Origin of the sequence: Rhizobium sp. PEPV16 (assembly GCF_008919455.1) — a bacterium.
Classification (GTDB): domain Bacteria; phylum Pseudomonadota; class Alphaproteobacteria; order Rhizobiales; family Rhizobiaceae; genus Rhizobium; species Rhizobium leguminosarum_Q.
The window spans coordinates 1-17762 of record NZ_VSZV01000316.1 but is presented as its reverse complement, the minus strand read 5'-3'; the positions used below and the strand labels follow the sequence as shown (position 1 = coordinate 17762).

21 protein-coding genes are annotated in these 17762 nt (G+C 61.6%); 14 read left to right on the top strand and 7 right to left on the bottom strand.

Annotated features, from left to right (window positions below):
• The first annotated feature begins 29 nt into the window (after positions 1 to 29).
• Both purM and purN read left to right on the top strand, forming a co-directional pair.
• Positions 30 to 1103 (top strand): phosphoribosylformylglycinamidine cyclo-ligase, encoded by a 1074-nt coding sequence (gene purM, locus FY112_RS19410; protein ID WP_151519070.1) that lies wholly within the window; start codon positions 30 to 32, stop codon positions 1101 to 1103.
• Positions 1100 to 1768, top strand: a complete 669-nt coding sequence (purN, locus tag FY112_RS19405; RefSeq protein WP_151519069.1) for a phosphoribosylglycinamide formyltransferase — start codon at positions 1100 to 1102, stop codon at positions 1766 to 1768. Before purM ends, purN begins: the two co-directional genes overlap by 4 nt.
• On the opposite strand, the gene FY112_RS19400 is transcribed toward purN, so the two are convergent.
• On the bottom strand, positions 1765 to 2934 hold the full coding sequence (locus FY112_RS19400) for an alpha-D-ribose 1-methylphosphonate 5-triphosphate diphosphatase (RefSeq protein WP_151519068.1): 1170 nt from the start codon (positions 2932 to 2934) through the stop codon (positions 1765 to 1767). The two genes, purN and FY112_RS19400, sit on opposite strands and share 4 nt — an antisense overlap.
• Positions 2935 to 3113: 179 nt before the next feature.
• Between FY112_RS19400 and FY112_RS19395 the strand changes: the two genes are divergently transcribed.
• Together FY112_RS19395 and FY112_RS19390 are read left to right on the top strand one after the other, a co-directional pair.
• The gene (locus tag FY112_RS19395) at positions 3114 to 3353 is read left to right on the top strand and encodes a type II toxin-antitoxin system prevent-host-death family antitoxin (RefSeq protein WP_017959842.1); all 240 of its coding nucleotides are present in this window, start codon (positions 3114 to 3116) and stop codon (positions 3351 to 3353) included.
• The gene (locus FY112_RS19390) at positions 3353 to 3757 is read left to right on the top strand and encodes a type II toxin-antitoxin system VapC family toxin (protein ID WP_151519067.1); all 405 of its coding nucleotides are present in this window, start codon (positions 3353 to 3355) and stop codon (positions 3755 to 3757) included. Before FY112_RS19395 ends, FY112_RS19390 begins: the two co-directional genes overlap by 1 nt.
• Here FY112_RS19390 and FY112_RS19385 read toward each other — a convergent pair.
• Positions 3754 to 4344: an NUDIX domain-containing protein gene (locus FY112_RS19385; protein WP_151519066.1), complete on the bottom strand. Its 591-nt coding sequence runs from the start codon at positions 4342 to 4344 to the stop codon at positions 3754 to 3756. The genes FY112_RS19390 and FY112_RS19385 overlap by 4 nt on opposite strands.
• Complete coding sequence (locus FY112_RS19380) at positions 4341 to 6545, bottom strand: molybdopterin oxidoreductase family protein (RefSeq protein ID WP_151519065.1); 2205 nt, start codon at positions 6543 to 6545, stop codon at positions 4341 to 4343. The genes FY112_RS19385 and FY112_RS19380 overlap by 4 nt, the downstream gene beginning before the upstream one ends.
• A gap of 16 nt (positions 6546 to 6561) precedes the next feature.
• Here FY112_RS19380 and FY112_RS19375 point away from each other — a divergent pair, with 16 nt between their 5' ends.
• Both FY112_RS19375 and FY112_RS19370 read left to right on the top strand, forming a co-directional pair.
• Positions 6562 to 7431 (top strand): 23S rRNA (adenine(2030)-N(6))-methyltransferase RlmJ, encoded by an 870-nt coding sequence (locus FY112_RS19375; RefSeq protein WP_151519064.1) that lies wholly within the window; start codon positions 6562 to 6564, stop codon positions 7429 to 7431.
• Between the two features lie 60 nt (positions 7432 to 7491).
• Positions 7492 to 8088: a glutathione S-transferase gene (locus tag FY112_RS19370; protein ID WP_151519063.1), complete on the top strand. Its 597-nt coding sequence runs from the start codon at positions 7492 to 7494 to the stop codon at positions 8086 to 8088.
• Positions 8089 to 8173: 85 nt separating this feature from the next.
• Here the strand turns inward: FY112_RS19370 and FY112_RS19365 are convergent, their stop codons facing one another.
• Positions 8174 to 8809 (bottom strand): outer membrane protein, encoded by a 636-nt coding sequence (locus tag FY112_RS19365; protein WP_017959836.1) that lies wholly within the window; start codon positions 8807 to 8809, stop codon positions 8174 to 8176.
• A 365-nt stretch (positions 8810 to 9174) separates the two neighbouring features.
• Here FY112_RS19365 and FY112_RS19360 point away from each other — a divergent pair, with 365 nt between their 5' ends.
• From FY112_RS19360 to FY112_RS19340, 5 genes are all read left to right on the top strand, one after another.
• Positions 9175 to 9942, top strand: coding sequence for an SDR family oxidoreductase (locus FY112_RS19360; protein WP_017959835.1), 768 nt, complete (start codon positions 9175 to 9177; stop codon positions 9940 to 9942).
• Positions 9939 to 11981, top strand: coding sequence for an excinuclease ABC subunit UvrC (gene uvrC, locus FY112_RS19355; RefSeq protein ID WP_151519062.1), 2043 nt, complete (start codon positions 9939 to 9941; stop codon positions 11979 to 11981). Before FY112_RS19360 ends, uvrC begins: the two co-directional genes overlap by 4 nt.
• A gap of 192 nt (positions 11982 to 12173) precedes the next feature.
• Entirely contained in the window at positions 12174 to 12764 is a 591-nt protein-coding gene (pgsA, locus tag FY112_RS19350) for a CDP-diacylglycerol--glycerol-3-phosphate 3-phosphatidyltransferase (RefSeq protein ID WP_003547103.1), read from the top strand.
• The gene (gene moaD, locus FY112_RS19345; RefSeq protein WP_017959832.1) at positions 12761 to 13015 is read left to right on the top strand and encodes a molybdopterin converting factor subunit 1; all 255 of its coding nucleotides are present in this window, start codon (positions 12761 to 12763) and stop codon (positions 13013 to 13015) included. The genes pgsA and moaD overlap by 4 nt, the downstream gene beginning before the upstream one ends.
• Positions 13016 to 13211: 196 nt before the next feature.
• Positions 13212 to 13673, top strand: a complete 462-nt coding sequence (locus tag FY112_RS19340; RefSeq protein WP_151519061.1) for a molybdenum cofactor biosynthesis protein MoaE — start codon at positions 13212 to 13214, stop codon at positions 13671 to 13673.
• Here FY112_RS19340 and FY112_RS19335 read toward each other — a convergent pair whose 3' ends face one another.
• The gene (locus FY112_RS19335; RefSeq protein ID WP_131708402.1) at positions 13674 to 14570 is read right to left on the bottom strand and encodes a branched-chain amino acid ABC transporter permease; all 897 of its coding nucleotides are present in this window, start codon (positions 14568 to 14570) and stop codon (positions 13674 to 13676) included. It abuts the gene before it with no gap.
• Positions 14571 to 14634: 64 nt separating this feature from the next.
• On the opposite strand from FY112_RS19335, the gene FY112_RS19330 reads away from it, so the two are divergent.
• Positions 14635 to 15180: a CGNR zinc finger domain-containing protein gene (locus FY112_RS19330; protein WP_094086301.1), complete on the top strand. Its 546-nt coding sequence runs from the start codon at positions 14635 to 14637 to the stop codon at positions 15178 to 15180.
• Complete coding sequence (locus tag FY112_RS19325) at positions 15177 to 15680, top strand: hypothetical protein (protein ID WP_131708403.1); 504 nt, start codon at positions 15177 to 15179, stop codon at positions 15678 to 15680. Before FY112_RS19330 ends, FY112_RS19325 begins: the two co-directional genes overlap by 4 nt.
• 85 nt (positions 15681 to 15765) lie before the next feature.
• On the opposite strand, the gene ndk is transcribed toward FY112_RS19325, so the two are convergent.
• Positions 15766 to 16188, bottom strand: a complete 423-nt coding sequence (ndk, locus tag FY112_RS19320) for a nucleoside-diphosphate kinase (RefSeq protein WP_004680549.1) — start codon at positions 16186 to 16188, stop codon at positions 15766 to 15768.
• A gap of 81 nt (positions 16189 to 16269) precedes the next feature.
• Positions 16270 to 16959, bottom strand: coding sequence for a glutathione S-transferase family protein (locus tag FY112_RS19315; RefSeq protein WP_151519060.1), 690 nt, complete (start codon positions 16957 to 16959; stop codon positions 16270 to 16272).
• Between the two features lie 139 nt (positions 16960 to 17098).
• On the opposite strand from FY112_RS19315, the gene FY112_RS19310 reads away from it, so the two are divergent.
• Positions 17099 to 17608 (top strand): DinB family protein, encoded by a 510-nt coding sequence (locus tag FY112_RS19310; protein WP_094086304.1) that lies wholly within the window; start codon positions 17099 to 17101, stop codon positions 17606 to 17608.
• Positions 17609 to 17762 lie beyond the last annotated feature (154 nt).

The window sequence follows — 17762 nt, the reverse complement described above, 5'->3', positions numbered from 1 at the left end:
GCCGCCTGAAATAGCCATCGGAGACCAGCATGAGCCAGTCTGGGAAAAACGGCCTGACATATAGCGATGCGGGCGTCGACATCGATGCCGGCAACCTCCTCGTCGAGAAGATCAAGCCGGCGGTGCGCTCGACCCGCCGTCCCGGCGCCGACGGCGAGATCGGCGGCTTCGGCGGGCTTTTCGATCTCAAGGCGGCAGGCTTTACCGATCCGGTTCTCGTCGCTGCCAATGACGGCGTCGGCACCAAGCTGAAGATTGCGATCGACGCCGACTATCACGACACCGTCGGCATCGACCTCGTCGCAATGTGCGTCAACGATCTCGTGGTACAGGGCGCCGAGCCGCTGTTCTTCCTCGATTATTTCGCGACCGGCAAGCTCGACCCCGACCAGGGCGCGGCCATCGTTGGCGGCATTGCCGCCGGCTGCCGTGAGGCCGGCTGCGCGCTGATCGGCGGCGAGACGGCCGAAATGCCCGGCATGTATTCCTCTGGCGACTACGACCTCGCGGGTTTTGCCGTCGGTGCTGCCGAACGCGGCAAGCTCCTGCCATCAGGCGATATTGCCGAGGGTGACGTGATCCTCGGCCTCGCCTCCTCCGGCGTCCATTCCAACGGTTTCTCGCTGGTGCGCAAGATCGTCGAATTGTCCGGCCTCGATTGGGATGCACCGGCGCCGTTTGCCGAAGACAAGAAGCTTGGCGAAGCCCTGCTCGAGCCGACGCGTATTTATGTGAGGCCGCTCCTGAAGGCGATCCGCGAAACCGGCGCCATCAAGGCGCTGGCGCACATCACCGGCGGCGGCTTCCCGGAAAATATTCCGCGCGTGCTGCCGAAGCATCTGGCGGCCGAGATCGATCTTGCCGCCGTCAAGGTGCCGCCGGTGTTTTCATGGCTCGCCAAGACGGGCGGCGTCGAATCCAAGGAAATGCTGCGCACCTTCAACTGCGGCGTCGGCATGATCGCCGTCGTCGCCGGTGAGAATGTTGCGGCGGTTTCCGCCGCACTCGAAGCCGAGGGCGAGACGGTTGTCACGCTCGGCCGCATGATCGCCCGCGACGAGGGTGCTGCCGGCACGGTCTACAAGGGTACGCTTGCCATATGAGCTCGCCGCGCAAACGCGCCGTCGTCTTCATATCAGGCAGCGGCTCCAACATGATGGCGCTGGTTGCGGCTGCAAAGGCCGCCGACTACCCGGCCGAGATCGTCGGGGTGATCTCCGACAAGACGGATGCCGGCGGGCTTGCCAAGGCCGCCGCCGAAGGCATTGCCACCTTCGCTTTTCCCCGCAAGGACTATGCCAGCAAGGATGCACATGAGGCGGCGATCTTTTCGGCGCTCGATGAGCTTTCACCCGACATTCTCTGCCTGGCGGGCTATATGCGGCTGCTGACGGCGACCTTCATCCAGCGTTATGAAGGCCGGATGCTCAACATCCACCCTTCCCTGCTGCCGCTGTTTCCCGGCCTGCATACGCATCAGCGTGCAATCGATGCCGGCATGCGGATCGCCGGCTGCACGGTGCATTTCGTCACCGAAGGCATGGATGAGGGGCCGGTGATCGGCCAGGCGGCCGTACCGGTTCTTTCCGGCGACACGGCCGAAAGCCTTGCTGCACGTGTGCTCACCGTGGAGCACCAGATCTATCCGCAAGCGCTACGGCTCTTTGCCGAGGGCCGTGTGACGATGGAAGCCGGCAGGGCCGTCGGTGAGGCCTCGACCGCTGTGCCCAAGGCTCAGCTGATTTCACTGATCGGCGATAGCGCTTAAGCCGCCAGCGCCCGCAATGGATGCAGCGTGCCGTCGCTGTAGACGAAGCGGCCGGCGCGGAAGGTGGCGCGGACGCGGTTGATATTGCCGGGTTCGACTGCCACCAGATCGGCGCGCTGGCCGATGGCGATCTCGCCGCGATCCAACAATCCGGCGGAACGGGCCGCATTGCCGGTCGCCATGGCAACGGCTGCCGGCAGGCCACCTTCCACCATATCGGCAAGCTTGAAGATGCCAGGCACGAAGGCGGCCGGATGATAATCGGCGGCGATGACGCTCAGCAGTCCGGCCCTTGCGGCATCCAGCGCGCTGAGATTACCCGACATCGACTGGCCGCGCAGCGCGTTCGGCGCGCCCATCAACGTCCAAAGGCCGCGACGGCGCGCCTCCTCCGCCGCAGGCGCGGTGACCGGAAACTCGCTGATGGTGACGCCGAGATCGTGCATCTCGGCGACTTTTTCGACGCTGTCATCGTCATGCGAGGCAAGCGACAGCTTGTGCTTCAGCGACAGCGCGACGATCTCCTTCAGCTTGGCCTCGATGTCGGGATTGCTGCGCATGGCGATGCGCTTGGCAACGATCTCCGCCGCCATTTCCTCGGAGATGGCGCGACGCTCGGAAATGCTGAGGATGTAGCTCTGCAAGTTGTTGTACTGGCCCTGGCCCGGCGTGTGATCGGTTAACGAGACCATGTCGATCTGATCGGCATTCAGCAGGCGCTCGAGTGCAGGGGCTGCACCGACATTGGTGATTTCGTAGCGGGCGTGGACACGGTGGTCGATCAGCAGATCGTCACGCAGGCGGTTGATGCCTTCGATTACCGCTGATGTCGTCTCCAGCGAGCGGACGTGGCCGTAGACGCTTTCGGTCGCAAAGGAGACGGCGGCAAACGCCGTCGTGACGCCGGCGGCAGCAAGTTTCTTGTCGAGTTCGTGGATGCCGAAATCGATCGGCATCGTCGCGTTCGGCCGCGGGGCGATCTCGCGCTCGATCATATCGCCGTGGAGATCAACAAAGCCCGGCATCAGCAGCCGCCCGCCGCCATCGATGGCAGCACCGTCGACCGGCCCCGGCCTGATCTCGGCGATGACCCCATCCTCAACACGCACGGAACCTTCGCTCACCACCTCGTTTGGGAGAACGAGGGTGAAATTGCCGAGCCACATGGGCTTTCTCCTGACCGCATCCGATGATTGACAAACCGCAGCGCATAGAGCGGCTTCGTGACAACCGCATGAAGAACTTCAAACTTCTTACTCTTTCCGTGCTTGCTTTGCCATACTTGACCAATCAGTTGACCAAGTTTTGACATGACATTACATTAGAGACAAAGTGGATGGTGGTGATGACTATCAAAGTGAAAGTGGCAGAGGCAAAAACGCATCTCTCGGAGCTTCTGACAAAGGTGGAAGCAGGCGAGGATGTGGTGATATCGCGTGGCAACAACGCGGTCGCCCGCATGATCAAGATCGATGACCGCCGCCAGAGGCTCGACGCCATTCGTGCACTCCGCAGCGAACGGGCAGAACGCGCCGGAGCGACCGCGGCTGAAATTCAAGCCTGGCGGCGCGAAGGCCAGCGCTGATGCCGTTCGTGGTTGATGCTTCGGTTGCGGCGGCTTGGTTGCTTGCTGATGAGGAAAACCGGACGGCCGAAGAAGCCTTGTCGTTTCTCGAAACGGAAGACGCCTTGGTGCCTGATCTCTTCTGGCATGAGATGCGTAACATCCTGTTGACCGCGGAACGGCGGAAACGCATCTCCAACGAGGATGTGCTCGCTTGTCTCATGCGACTCACCAGCCTGCCGCTGCGCACTGTCTCAAGCGAAGACCATCTTCCGATCCTACGACTTGCCGGAAAATATCAGCTATCGGCCTATGACGCCGCTTATCTGGCGCTTGCGGTCGCAGAGAACGTATCGCTTGCGACGCTGGACGCCAGACTGGAACGTGCCGCGTCAGCGGAAAATCTTCCCTTCGCCCGAGGTTAGGAAAGCTTTCCCCTGTTCAACAGCGCCCATTGCAGAAGCACGATCGTCTTGACGTCGAAGATTTCGCCGGTTTCGATCATCGCCGCCGCCTCGTCGAGCGGGATTTCGAGGACTTCGATATCCTCGTGTTCCTCGTCCAGACCACCGCCTTCGGCGACGCGATCGGCGGTGTCGATGAGGGCTGCGAAGAAATGCACAACCTCGGTGACGGCACCCGGCGACGTATAGGATTTGAACAGGAAGCGCGCATCGCGCAGGCGATAGCCGGTCTCCTCCATTGCCTCGCGACGGATTGCCGCTTCGGGATGGTCGTCGTCGAGAAGGCCGGCTGGCACCTCGATCATCCAGGCGGGATCGCCGTTGAGATGAACGGCGAGGCGGAACTGGCGGACGAGAACGACAAGGTCGCGCTTCGGATCATAAAGCAGGATGCAGGCAGCCGGCGTGCGGTGGTAGACTTCCCGCTTCAACCGCTGGGTTGCGCCCTTGCGGTCGATATAGTCGAGGAGATAGCTGCTCAGCCGCGTCCACCCATTCGACAGGGTTTCCTCGCCGGCGATCTTCACGCGTGATTTCGGCTGCATCATGCTGCATCCCTGCGAAGCCAGACCTTGTTGTCGTGCACGGCCGCCCCGCCATAGGGCGCGACGGGGTCGGCGCCGGTCAAAACGTTGATGCCCTCGCCGTCGACATGCGCCTTGTTCGGCCAAAGCCCCTCGGCGATCAGCACGCCTGATTTCACTTCGGTGGTGACGCGGGCGTGGATGCGCAGATCGCCGCGGCTGTTGCCGATGCGGACAAGATCGCCATGGGCGATGCCGTTGGCTTCGGCGTCGGCCGGATTGATCATCACCTCGGGGCGGCCTTCCTTCTGGCGGGAGGTCTTGGTCTCGGAAAAGCTCGAATTCAGGAAGTTGCGCGCCGGCGACGTGGCGAGGCGGAAGGGATGCTCGGGATCGGCGACTTCGATGACATCGACCTGATCGGGGAAGGCCGGAAGCGCGGCGTGCGGCCCGAGCGCGCCGATCGCCGCCGGTGGCTTGTTCGGCGCCGGCTGATTGATCCAGTCCGGGCGGAAATGGAACTTGCCATCCGGATGGGCAAAACCGTTCAGATAATGCGCCTCCTCGAAAGCAGGCTGGCGATCGAACCATTTGTGTTCGAGGAAATGGTCGTAGCCCGGCAGGCCGCTCGATTCGAGGATGCGGTCGACCATCTCGCGGGCGGTGAAGCCGAAGCCGGGGCGATCGGCGACGCCGAGGCGTTTGGCCAGTTCCTCGATGACGAAGAGATTGGTGCGCACGGTTGGCGGCGGCTCGACCAGCTTCGGCCCCAACAGGATATGGTTCTGGCCGCCAGCGCGGTAGATGTCATCATGTTCGACGAACATCGTGGCCGGGATGACGATATCGGCGATCTCAGCCGTCTCGGTCATGAACTGCTCGTGCACGGCAACGAAGAGATCTTCACGGGCAAAGCCGCGTCTGACGAGGCGCTGCTCGGGGGCGATGTTTGCGGGATTGGTGTTCTGGATCAGCATCGCCGTGACAGGGCCGCGGTGGCGCAGCGCCACGGCGTCGCCGGTCAAAACGCGGCCGATCTGCGACTGGTCGAGCATGCGGATATCGGCATCCTTCATCGACCGGCCGGTCAGTTCGGCGCTGTTCATGCGGAAGATATCGCTGTTCGAATGGAAGGCGCCGCCGCCTTCATATTGCCAGGAACCAAGAACGGTGGCGATCGAGGCGGCCGCATGCATGGCGACAGCGCCGTTGCGCTGGCGGGTAAAGCCATAGCCCAGGCGGAAGAAGGTCTTCTTCGTCGTGCCGACGAGGCTGGCGAAGGCTTCTATCTCCTCGACGGACAGGCCGGTGATGGCAGCAGCCCATTGCGGCGTCTTGGTTTTCAGATGCGCTTCGAGACCGGCGGGATCGTCGGCATATCGCGCCATGTAGGCGCGGTCGGCGTAACCGTCGCGGAAGGCGATGTGCATGACGGCGCAGGCGAGTGCGGCATCGGTGCCGGGCCTGACGATCAGCGCCATGTCGGCCTGCTTCATCGTCGGATTGTCGTAAATGTCGATGACGACGATCTTCGCGCCGCGCTCCTTGCGCGACTTGATGGCGTGGGTCATCACATTGACCTGGGTCGACACCGCGTTGGTGCCCCAGATGACGACGCAATCGGTGCGACCCATCTCGCGCGGATCGGGACCGCGCAGCGTGCCGGTCGCCATGGTAAAGCCGGTCCAGGCGGGATTGGTGCAGATCGAGGAGAAGAAGCCGGAGTAGCGTTTGGCATGACGCAGGCGATCGATCGAATCGCGCTGCACCCACCCCATGGTGCCCGCGTAAAAATACGGCCAGATCGCCTCGCTGCCGTCCCTTGCCTCGGACTTCACAAAGGCTTCGGCGATCTCATCCAGCGCATCGTCCCAGGAAATCTGCTGCCACTGCCCTCCCCCCTTGGCGCCGGCGCGGCGTAGGGGATACATCAGGCGATCGGGATGGTAGAGCCGCTCGGCGTAACGGGCGACCTTGGCGCAAATGACGCCCGACGTGTAGGAATGGTCGTTCGCGCCGCGCACACGGCCGATGCGACCATCCTCCGATATCTCGACCTCCAGCGCGCAGGTGGAGGGACAGTCATGCGGACAGGCCGTGTGGCCCACCCTGTTGTCCGGCTTTTCTGATTTGGCGTGGATGGGGGTCGCAATGTTCATGGCATTTGTATATTCCAAGGCTTGCACGGCCAAAAGCCACAAAAATTCCCCATGACGCGAATTCATACGGACATCAGCGAAAATGAACTACCGCCACATCTATCACGCGGGCAACTTTGCCGATGTGCTGAAACATGTCGTGCTGACGCGGCTGATCCGTTACATGCAGAAAAAGGATGGCGGGTTCCGCGTGCTCGACACGCATGCCGGCATCGGCCTCTACGACCTCTCCTTAGAAGAAGCGCAGAAAACCGGCGAATGGCTCGATGGCATCGGCAAGCTGATGGAGGCGGACCTCGGCCCTCAGGTCTCTGAACTGCTGGAGCCCTACCTCTCGGCAATCCGCGAACTCAATCCGCAGGGCGGCATCCGCTTCTATCCCGGATCGCCGAAACTCGCGCGCATGCTGTTCCGGCCGCAGGACCGGCTATCGGCAATGGAACTGCATCCCGAGGACTACGTCAGGCTGCACCGGCTGTTCGAGGGTGATCACCACGCCCGCATCACCGAGCTCGACGGCTGGCTGGCACTCGGCGCGCATCTGCCGCCGAAGGAGAAGCGCGGCATCGTGCTCGTCGATCCGCCCTTCGAGGAGGAGGATGAATATCAGCGGCTGGCCGAGGGGCTGGAAAAGGCCTATCGGCGCTTTCCCGGCGGTACCTATTGCCTGTGGTACCCGCTGAAGAAGGGCGCGCCGATCAAGGAATTCCACGAGAGACTGCAGGCACTCGACATCCCGAAAATGCTCTGCGCCGAACTTGCCGTTCGCAGCGACCGCGGCATCACAGGACTGACGGGCTCAGGCCTCGTCATCGTCAACCCGCCCTTCACGCTGAAGGACGAGTTGCACCAATTGCTGCCCCCATTGAAGGACCATCTGGCGCAAGACCGTTTCGCCTCGCACCGTGCCTTCTGGCTGCGCGGCGAGAACAAGGCGGTCAAGGACGATTGACCAGCTAATCGCCTTCAGGAATAGTCCGCGCCGCAGTTCCACAATCTCATCAGGTGTCCCATGAAGCTCCTTTGTTCGCCCGCCTCGCCCTATTCCAACAAGGTGCGGATGGCCGCGCATTTTCTGGGGCTGGACTTGAACGCCATCCGGGTCGACACCAATACCGGGCCGGCGATCCTGGTGGACAACAATCCGCTCGGCAAGATCCCGACGCTGCTGACCGATGACGGGGTCTCGATATATGACAGCGTGACGATCATGCATTATTTCGACCGGCTGACGAAGGGCGGGCTCTACCCTTCCAAGAAGGGCAAGCGCACGGATGCGGAAATCCTCGAGGCGCTCTGTGACGGCATCTGCGACTGCCTGCTGGCGATCGTCTACGAGCGGCGCTTCCGCGACGAGGAAAAAATTCACCAGCCGTGGATCGACAGGCAATGGAAGAAGGCGACGAGCGGTCTCGCTCATCTCAGCGCCAATCCGCCGAAAACAGGCAAGAAGCTCAATGGCGGACATTTCGCGCTGGCCGCGACGCTTGATTATCTCGAGCTGCGCTTCAAGGACCAGTGGGAAGCCGATCATGCGCCGCTGATCGACTGGCTTGCTCAGTTCGAGAAAAAATTCCCTGCCCACCGCGAGCTCAAGTCTGAGGGCTGAGCGGGCTCAGCGTCTGGAGAGACAGGCGGACAGCAAAAAGCCGGGCGACGTGCCCGGCTTTTCCATATCAGGATATTCGGTCGGCTTAGAACTTGACGCCGATACCGAGCTTGACGCTGTTCTCGTCGTAACCGCGCGAGAAGCTGCCGGAGTCGAGGTCGTAGTCCTTGCTCTGATAGTCGGTGTAGCGATATTCGAGGCGCGTCGTGATGTTGTTGGTCACGAAGGCTTCGACGCCAGCGCCGACCGTATAGCCGAAGTTAGTCTTGCTTTCGTCCGAAGTGTCGTCGGAAACCTTGACGTCGCCGATGGCAAGACCGGCCGTGCCGTAGAGCAGGAAGGGGTTCATGTCGTAGCCGACGCGGCCACGGACGGAGCCGTTCCAACCATACTTGTTCTCGACGCCGCCCGAGGAGACGTCGTCGCCGCTGTAGCCGAGATCGGATTCAACGCCGTAAACGATCTGGCCCTGCTGCCAGTTGTAGCCGGTGAAGACCTGGCCGCCGAAACCGTAGGTGTGGCGGTCGGAACCGAAGTCACCCATGTTGTAGGTGCCGGCGCCGCCGAGGTAAAAGCCTTCCCAGTTGCCTGCCGGCTTGACCGGAGCGTCCTGGGCGACCGGTGCTTCCGGAACCTGGTCGACGGCATCGGCCGCCTGAGCTGCCGAGACGCCCGCAATTGCAAAAACGGAGGCCATGAGGCCAGCAATGAGTACACGCATACTTAGTCTCCTTTCAGTCCCGCGCCGCTTGTCAACTGTCTATCAGTGAAGCATTGGCGGGATATTGCCAGATGTCCCTTCCGGATCGAGACTGAAATTGGAACTCAAATGCGGATTTGAAAGAGCCAAATTGTGATATCATTGTGGCTGCCGCATGGCTGAAATTCGATGTTGCTTTGGCGCAACATACACTTCATTAACCCTACTGAAGTGTTAAACTGAAAATACTTATTTTAAGAAATCGCATTCTTAAATAATACATAGAATATCCCCTTCCCCGACGCAACCACAACGGCCTATTTATATAATGTCCGCCGGCCCCTATATAGTCTGCTGACAGACTCGCGGGATCAGAAGGCAAGATTTTGAACCACAAAAGACTTCGCTCGGCCCTTATAACAGGGGCTGCTAAAAGAATAGGCCGGGCAATCGCCGAAGACCTTGCTGCAAATGGCTTTTCCGTTGCGATCCACGCGAACGGCTCCATCGGTGAGGCCGAAGAACTGGTGGCGGAATTGCGGCGGAAGGGATATCGGGCGATCGCGCTGCAGGCCGACCTCACCGATATCGGCGAGACCGGCGCCTTGGTCGCGAAGGCGTCGGAGGCGCTCGGGCCGCTCGATCTGCTCGTCAATAATGCGTCGGTCTTCCAGCATGATTCAGCGCGTAGTTTCAATGCCGCCACCTGGGCATTACACTTCGACCTGCATGTCCGTGCGCCCTCTATCCTTGCGGCGGCCTTCGCGCAGCAGATGCCCGCTGAGGCAGCGGGGCTGATCGTCAATATCATCGACCAGCGGGTTTGGGCGCTGAGGCCCAGCTTCTATTCCTATACCCTCTCCAAATCCGCGATGTGGACGGCGACGCAGACGCTTGCACAGGCACTGGCGCCACGCATCCGCGTCAATGCCATCGGCCCCGGCCCCTCGATGCCGAGCGAGCGGCAGGCGATGGAGGACTTCCAAGCGCAGGTCTCAGCCCTTATCTTGCAGCGAGGGCCCGCGCTGGAGGAATTCGGACAAACGATTCGCTTCCTTTACGACACGCCCTCGATCACCGGCCAGATGATTGCCCTCGACGGCGGCCAGCACCTCGCCTGGCAGACGCCCGATGTGGCGGAGATTACGGAATGAACGGACGAAAGCTGCCGGATGGCGGCGTTCTCTACGACGAGACGGACGAGAGCGAAGACGATATCGAGGTGGAAGGCGACGCTTCCGTCGCCGTGCCGCTTACGGCGACGGTCGACTGGAATGCGGGTAGCCTCAATGAAACCGGGCTCCTCGGCGCGGACCTGATCGGCGAATTCGTCAAGCGGCTGCCGAACAGCCCCGGCGTCTACCGCATGTTCAATGCCGAAGGCGACGTGCTCTATGTCGGCAAGGCGCGCAGCCTGAAGAAACGCGTCAACAATTACGCCGTCGGCCGCGTGCATTCCAACCGCATCGCCCAGATGGTGCGCCAGACGGCGAACATGGAATTCGTGACGACGCGCACGGAAACCGAAGCGCTGCTGCTGGAAGCGAACCTGATCAAGCGCTTGCGGCCGCGCTTTAATGTGCTTTTGCGCGACGACAAGTCCTTTCCCTATATCCTCATCACCGGCGACCACCGGGCGCCTGCCATTTTCAAGCATCGCGGTGCGAGAGCGCGAAAGGGCGACTATTTCGGACCCTTCGCTTCGGCCGGCGCGGTCGGGCGGACCATCAACTCGCTGCAGCGCGCCTTCCTGATCCGCACCTGCACCGACAGCGTCTTCGAAACGCGCACGCGGCCCTGCCTGCTCTACCAGATCAAGCGCTGTTCCGGGCCGTGCACCCACGAGGTCAGCGATGGGGGGTACGGCGAACTGGTGCAGGAGGCGAAGGACTTCCTGTCCGGCAAGAGCCAGAAGGTGAAGTCGCATATGGCCGAGGCGATGAACCAGGCGGCCGAGGACCTCGATTTCGAACGGGCGGCGATCTATCGCGATCGCCTGGCAGCACTGTCGCACGTGCAGAGCCACCAGGGCATCAATCCGGCCGGCGTCGAGGAAGCTGACGTTTTCGCCATCCATCATGAGGGTGGCATCTCCTGCATCCAGGTGTTCTTCTTCCGCACCGGCCAGAACTGGGGCAACCGCGCCTATTTCCCGAAGGCCGATCCGCAGCTTTCGAGCGCCGAAGTGCTGAATTCCTTTCTCGCGCAGTTCTACGACGACAAGCCGGTGCCGAAGCAGATCATGCTGTCGCAGACGGTCGAGGAGTTGGAGCTGCTCGCGGCCGCACTCAGCGAAAAGGCCGGCCATAAGGTTTCCATCCTGGTGCCGCAGCGCGGCGAGAAGCGGGATCTGGTCGACCATGTCGTCGGCAATGCACGCGAGGCGCATGGGCGAAAGCTTGCCGAGACGGCGTCGCAGTCGCGGCTGCTCGAAGGTTTCAAGGAAACGTTCGGGCTTACCTATGCACCGCAGCGCATCGAGATCTACGACAACTCGCATATCATGGGCACCAATGCCGTCGGCGGCATGGTGGTCGCGGGGCCGGAAGGTTTCGTCAAGAACCAGTACCGCAAGTTCAACATCAAATCGACCGACATCACGCCCGGCGACGACTTCGGCATGATGAAGGAAGTGATGACGCGGCGTTTCTCGCGGCTGATCAAGGAAGAAGGCATTCCTGACCGGACGGCGCAGGTGGCCACGCCCGATGCAGCCGACATGCCCTTCCCGACCTGGCCCGATGTGATCCTCATCGACGGCGGCCAGGGGCAGATGACGGCGGTGCGCGGCATCCTTGCCGAACTCGGCATCACCGACAGCGTGACCGCGATCGGCATCGCCAAGGGCGTCGACCGCGATGCCGGGCGCGAACGCTTTTTCCCGCCGGGACGCGAGAGCTTCACGCTGCCGCCGCGAGATCCGGTGCTCTACTTCATCCAGCGCATGCGCGACGAGGCGCACCGTTTCGCGATCGGCTCGCACCGGGCACGGCGCAAGAAGGAAATGATCAAGAACCCGCTCGACGAGATCGGCGGCATCGGCCCCTCGCGCAAACGCGCGCTGCTTCAGCATTTCGGCACGGCAAAGGCGGTTTCGCGCGCCGCCCTGTCCGACCTGATGGCGGTGGAAGGCATATCGGAAGCCGTCGCCAAGCAGGTCTATAACCATTTCCATGACGACGCCGCGAAATAACCGGCGTCCGTCGCAAATTCCACGCAAAGGCGGTGAAAAGACAGAAAGAATATTGACGGTCCGCAGCCAAAGCCGTCATCTACCGCATCGGCCCGAGCATGATGCGGAGGTTCCAGAGTGTTACAGCGTCCCTTTGCGCATCTAAAAGACGTGCGGCGCTGTAGCGACGCATCAATTCAGAGAAACGATCCCATGGCATCGCGTGCGTACAGCATTCCCAATCTTCTGACCTACGGCCGTATCCTCGCCGTACCGCTGATCGTTCTCTGCTTCTTCATCGAGGGCAGGCTGTCGATCAGCAATACGGCGCGTTGGGTAGCGCTGTGGATCTTCGTCATCGCCTCGCTCACCGACTTCCTCGACGGTTATCTCGCGCGCATCTGGAACCAGACGTCGAATATCGGCCGCATGCTCGATCCGATCGCCGACAAGCTGCTGGTCGCCTCGATCCTTCTCCTGGTCGCAGCCGACCAGACCATCGCCGGCTGGTCGATCTGGGCGGCGATCACCATTCTCTGCCGCGAGATCCTGGTGTCGGGACTGCGCGAATATCTGGCGGCGCTGAAGGTCAGCGTACCGGTGACGCGGATCGCCAAGTGGAAGACGACGCTGCAGCTCGTCGCCATCGCCTTCCTGCTCGCCGGCCCGGCCGGCGACGAGATTTTCCCCTATACGACGCAAACCGGCATTGCGCTGCTGTGGATCGCGGCACTGCTGACGATCTATACCGGCTACGACTATTTCCGCGCCGGGGTGAAACATATCGTGGATGACGAGGAATGACGCGGCTTGTCTATTTCGCCTGGGTGCGCGAGCGCATCGGCAAGGGCGAGGAGGAGATCGACCTCCCCTCCTCCGTCGTCACCGTCGCCGATCTCTTGAATCATTTGAAGACGCTGGGCGAAGAATATGAGACCGCGCTTCAATATCCCGACGTGATCCGCGTGGCGCTCGACATGGAGCATGTCGAGCATGACGAACCGATATCGGGTGCACGGGAAATCGGGATATTTCCACCGATGACGGGGGGGTGATTGGGATGAGATCCGGTGCGGCATATTCCCCTCTCTTCTCCCCTCGGGGAGAAGGTGCCCGAAGGGCGGATGAGGGGGCCGCGGCCGCAGGTACTGCCCTTCGCTTGCGCTCAGTGCGTTCGCGGCTTTCGCCACTCACCCCCCTCATCTGTCCTTCGGACATCTTCTCCCCGCTGGGGAGAAGAGGGAGGCTGTGTTGACCATCACCCCCACCATCCGCGTCCAGCGCGAAGACTTCGATCTGCAGGCCGAGGTCGATCGCCTCTCCAAAGGCAAATCCGGCATCGGCGCCGTCGTCACCTTTTCCGGCCTCTGCCGCGATGAAGGCGGCACGCTTGCCGCCCTCGAACTCGAGCATTATCCCGGCATGGCGGAAGCGGAGATGCGGCGCATCGGCGATCTTGCCATCGGGCGTTTCGGACTTCTCGGCCTCACCGCCATCCACCGATACGGGAGGATCGCCGTCGGCGAGAATATCGTGCTCGTCGTCGCAGCCGCACCGCACCGGCAGGCGGCGTTCGACGGTGCGAATTTCGTCATGGACTTCCTGAAGACTGCGGCCCCCTTCTGGAAGAAGGAGCATGCGCGGGATGGCGCCACTGGCGACTGGGTCTCGGCGAAAGACGCCGACGACGCAGCCCGCGACAAGTGGAAGTAGTTAGAGAACAACGCGCTCCCGGCGGCTCATGACCAAGAGCAGGACGAGCAGCGAGAAGATGACCAGATCCCGCCAGACGAAGGGGCCGTAGGCGCCCCACATAGTTTCGGCGACGGCGAGCCCGGCAGCGCCGCCTGCCGAGCGCAGCGGATCGGAATGGCCGCCGACAGCCGCGATCAGCAGCACCTTCAGCCCGAACATCAGGCCAGCGCCGAAATCCATCGAGCCGTAATAGAAAGTTGCGAGGATGCCGCAAATCGTGGCGACGAGGGCGGCTGCCCCATAGGCGACAAGAAAGACGCGATTGGCGCTGGTGCCGCAGAGTTCGGCCGCCAGCGGGTCATCGGTGACGGCGCGCCAGACGCGGCCCCAGGCCGTGCGTCTGAGGATCAGCGTACCCACTGCGACGATGGCACACATCAGTGTGGTGTCGATCAACTGGATATGGGTGAGCGTCACCTTGAACGGGCCGTCGCTCCAGAAGACGACCGTGTCGTTCAGGAACGGCGGCAGCCAGATGGCGCGGGTATTGGCGGCAAGCCGGGCGGTCTCCATGAGGACGATCATGATGCCGAGGGCAGCGACGATCACCGTATTCGGCGATTTGCTGACCAGCGGCAGCATGATAGAGCGACCGATCCATAGGCCCGCCCCCAGCGAATAGACGATGGAAGCGAAAGCGCCGACGGCAAGGGCGGCCGGCAGCACCAGCCAGAAGCGGTTGAAGGCGAGTTCGGTGAAGAGCAGCAGGATCTGGCCCGCGAAGGCAAAGATCGCCCCATAGGTGATATCGGCCCGCTTCGTCACGCCGAAGGCTACGGCATAACCGAAGGCAAGTGCGGCGTAGAGGGCGGCCAGCGGAACCGAATTCGCCAGCTGCTGCAGAAGATAAGCCATTCCAGACACTCCGCGTCACCAAAATTATAACTGGTAAAACCCATTTCGCCAGTTATGATTTATCATGAGCTTTTCCTGGACCCCTCACCGCTTTGCCGGCGGCGCACTGGCGCTCGATGTCGTCAACAGCGTCGTTCTGCGCCACGATACCACGCGGCGGATCGACCGCTTTGCGGTCAGGGACCAGATGCGGAGCTTTCCGCGCGCCGCCGCCGAATTCTGCGCCGAGCGGGCCCTCTTCGGCGACATCGCGCCGGTGGCGGCGGAAAACGAGGCGGACTTCATCGCGCTGCGGGAAGCGATCGACCTCTATTTCCGCAAGCGTATACTTGATGGAGGCGACGACCAACTGCTCGCCAGCCTGCTGGAGGCGCTGGCGAAGGCGTTGCGCGACACGAGGCCCGACAGCTTGGTCGCGGCGACCGCCCATTCGGCGCTGCGGCTGATCGCCATGCCTGATCCGGAGCGCATGAAGATCTGCGGCAACTGCGGCTGGCTGTTCATCGATCGCAGCAAGAACAGGAGCCGGGCCTGGTGCGACATGGCGGTCTGCGGCAACCGCGCCAAGGCGAACCGGCACTATCGCCGCAAGAAGGAGGAGACGCCATGAGAAAGCATTGTATCGTGATGGCGACGGTGGCCGGGCTGATGCTGTCAGCTTGCCAGCGCCAGGCTGAAAACTTTGTCGAGGTCACCGGCCATCTCTTCGTCTTCAACTATCGGATGGCGAGCGCCACCTATCTGCTGACGCTGAAGAAGACCGGGCCGATCCCCGACGGTTCGGTCATCATCGCCGAATTCGAAAACCCGCAAGGCGGCGACCCGCTGGTGCTGAACCAGAAGATCTATCCGATCGACGACAAGATCGCGCTGCAGAGCGAAAACCTGCACTGCGTGCGCAAGGATCGTCCCTATTCCGTGAGTGTCCGGCTGGTCGACAAGGACGGCAAGGTGCTGCAGGAATTGAAGACGCAGTTCCGGTCCGACCTCGACCAGACCGTCCTGCCGAGCAAGCCGCTCGTCGTCGGTGCATTTTATGACAAGAACCCGGAGGTCTTCAAGCCTGACGGCAGCGTCGATTTCTCGAATACCGACAAATGCCCGGCATAGAAAACATGCATAGAAAAAGCCGGAGCGAGGCCCCGGCTTTCGAGAGTCAATTCAAGGCATTGCAGGCGAATGCCGAAGCGTGGCCTCAGCCGACGATTTCGGTATCGGAGAACCAGTACTTGATTTCCTGGGCAGCCGTTTCAGGAGCGTCCGAGCCGTGAACGGAATTTTCGCCGATCGACAAAGCGTGGACCTTGCGGATCGTGCCTTCGTCAGCGTTTGCCGGGTTGGTCGCGCCCATGATCTCGCGGTTCTTGAGGATCGCGCCTTCGCCTTCCAGCACCTGAACGACGGTCGGGCCGGAGGTCATGCCTTCGACCAGTTCTCCGAAGAAGGGACGGTCTTTGTGAACGGCGTAGAAGCCTTCGGCTTCGCGACGGCTCATCCAGACGCGCTTGGAAGCGACGACACGCAGGCCTGCATCTTCGAGCATCTTGGTGATGGCGCCCGTCAGGTTGCGCTTGGTCGCGTCCGGCTTGATCATCGAGAAGGTGCGTTCAATCGCCATAGTCAAATCCTCTGTTTTCTCGGGAAAAGTGGGCGGTCTTTACCCGCCCCAACGCCCGAAAACAAGAGGTAGGCGGCAATTTCACGCCGCTGTCACAGTCCTGCCGCGGCTTTGGTGAAGATCGAGGCAGCGTTCGAACCAGGCCATGACGGGATCGTCGGCAGCCAGCATGGCGAGACCGGCGGAGACACGCAGCCATTGTAACGCGCCGAAGACGATATAGTCGGCAAAGAGCGGCGTTTGCCCGCCGATGAAGGGTTGGAACTTCAGCATGTGCCGGAGCGGCTCCAGCTTGACACCGAAGGCGGCTTTCTCCGCCTCGCTGTCCGCGGCAACCAGTTCCAGCGGCCTGCCAAGCCGAGCCTCCCGGCTTTCGCGGAAATAGGCCTTGTCTTCCTCGTCGAGGTTCGCATGGATATCGAGAAGGGCGATGCGCATGATCGCCGGATGGATGATCATCTGCGAATAGCCTTCCACCATCCGCGACAGCGCCTTGCCGCCCTCGCCGTTGAACAGTGATGGCCGCTCGGGATAGGTCTCCTCCAGATAGAGGGCGATGTCGAAACTGTCGGGGATCAGCCGGCCATTGTCGTCGAGAACGGGCACGATCGACGAGACACCGCCGCCAATCGCGCGGATGCGGGCATAGGTCGTCGGAACCTCCTCGAAATCGAGCCCCTTATGCGCCAGCGCCATCACCGCCTTCCAGCAATGGGGCGAAAAGAAGCGCCGCTCGTCGGCGCCGCAGAGGGAATAGAGGGCTCTGGTCATGACAGTCCTTTCGAGATCGCAGCTCTATCCATTCCACGACAGAAAGCGCCTACAATCAAATCAGGAAATTTCATGGCGTCATCACTCGGCTTTCTGGGGAAAAGGGCTAGACTGCCGATACGACACGGGAGGGGACAGGATGCTCAGACATTACAGGATGTTCGCCGCCTATAATCGCTGGGCCAACAAGCAAGTTTATGCGGCTGCGGCCGAACTCAGCGATGCAGAATTCCGCAATGATTGCGGCGCCTTCTTCGGCTCGCTGCATCGCACGCTCAATCATCTGATCGTCGCCGACCGAATATGGATGAAGCGCTTCACCGGCACCGGCGAAGCGCCGACGACACTCGATGCCGTGCTCTTCGAAGAGCTGGATGCGCTTGCCGCCGCACGCAAAATCGAGGACGCGCGTATCATTGCCTGGACGGGCATGCTGGACGAGAGAGCCCTCGCCGCCGACTTCACCTATGTAACAGTGGTACAGCCGGCCGAGATCACCCAGCCTCTGTCGGCGGCGCTCGCGCATTTCTTCAACCACCAAACCCATCATCGCGGCCAGTGCCACATGACGCTGACGGCGCTCGGCAAGGCGAGCCTCACGCTTGATCTCATCTACTTCCTGCGCAGCGAGGGCCGCGAATGGATGTGAGGCCCGATCCGAATTAAAAAGTTGGAACATGATGTCATCTGAAAACCGCTCACACTTTTCGGCATCATGTTCTGGCATCAAGACTGAATTAACCGCCTTTGCCGGTTCCACCAGCGAATCCCGGGCTTTCCGTTGAAAATTCAGCCTCTCTTAA

Excerpts from the sequence above, each read along its gene's own strand:
- purM (WP_151519070.1), top strand. The coding sequence starts at position 30 with ATGAGCCAGTCTGGGAAAAACGGCCTGACATATAGCGATGCGGGCGTC.
- purN (WP_151519069.1), top strand. The coding sequence starts at position 1,100 with ATGAGCTCGCCGCGCAAACGCGCCGTCGTCTTCATATCAGGCAGCGGC.
- FY112_RS19400 (WP_151519068.1), bottom strand. The coding sequence starts at position 2,934 with ATGTGGCTCGGCAATTTCACCCTCGTTCTCCCAAACGAGGTGGTGAGC.
- FY112_RS19395 (WP_017959842.1), top strand. The coding sequence starts at position 3,114 with ATGACTATCAAAGTGAAAGTGGCAGAGGCAAAAACGCATCTCTCGGAG.
- FY112_RS19390 (WP_151519067.1), top strand. The coding sequence starts at position 3,353 with ATGCCGTTCGTGGTTGATGCTTCGGTTGCGGCGGCTTGGTTGCTTGCT.
- FY112_RS19385 (WP_151519066.1), bottom strand. The coding sequence starts at position 4,344 with ATGATGCAGCCGAAATCACGCGTGAAGATCGCCGGCGAGGAAACCCTG.
- FY112_RS19380 (WP_151519065.1), bottom strand. The coding sequence starts at position 6,545 with ATGAATTCGCGTCATGGGGAATTTTTGTGGCTTTTGGCCGTGCAAGCC.
- FY112_RS19375 (WP_151519064.1), top strand. The coding sequence starts at position 6,562 with ATGAACTACCGCCACATCTATCACGCGGGCAACTTTGCCGATGTGCTG.
- FY112_RS19370 (WP_151519063.1), top strand. The coding sequence starts at position 7,492 with ATGAAGCTCCTTTGTTCGCCCGCCTCGCCCTATTCCAACAAGGTGCGG.
- FY112_RS19365 (WP_017959836.1), bottom strand. The coding sequence starts at position 8,809 with ATGCGTGTACTCATTGCTGGCCTCATGGCCTCCGTTTTTGCAATTGCG.
- uvrC (WP_151519062.1), top strand. The coding sequence starts at position 9,939 with ATGAACGGACGAAAGCTGCCGGATGGCGGCGTTCTCTACGACGAGACG.
- pgsA (WP_003547103.1), top strand. The coding sequence starts at position 12,174 with ATGGCATCGCGTGCGTACAGCATTCCCAATCTTCTGACCTACGGCCGT.
- moaD (WP_017959832.1), top strand. The coding sequence starts at position 12,761 with ATGACGCGGCTTGTCTATTTCGCCTGGGTGCGCGAGCGCATCGGCAAG.
- FY112_RS19335 (WP_131708402.1), bottom strand. The coding sequence starts at position 14,570 with ATGGCTTATCTTCTGCAGCAGCTGGCGAATTCGGTTCCGCTGGCCGCC.
- FY112_RS19330 (WP_094086301.1), top strand. The coding sequence starts at position 14,635 with ATGAGCTTTTCCTGGACCCCTCACCGCTTTGCCGGCGGCGCACTGGCG.
- FY112_RS19325 (WP_131708403.1), top strand. The coding sequence starts at position 15,177 with ATGAGAAAGCATTGTATCGTGATGGCGACGGTGGCCGGGCTGATGCTG.
- ndk (WP_004680549.1), bottom strand. The coding sequence starts at position 16,188 with ATGGCGATTGAACGCACCTTCTCGATGATCAAGCCGGACGCGACCAAG.
- FY112_RS19315 (WP_151519060.1), bottom strand. The coding sequence starts at position 16,959 with ATGACCAGAGCCCTCTATTCCCTCTGCGGCGCCGACGAGCGGCGCTTC.
- FY112_RS19310 (WP_094086304.1), top strand. The coding sequence starts at position 17,099 with ATGCTCAGACATTACAGGATGTTCGCCGCCTATAATCGCTGGGCCAAC.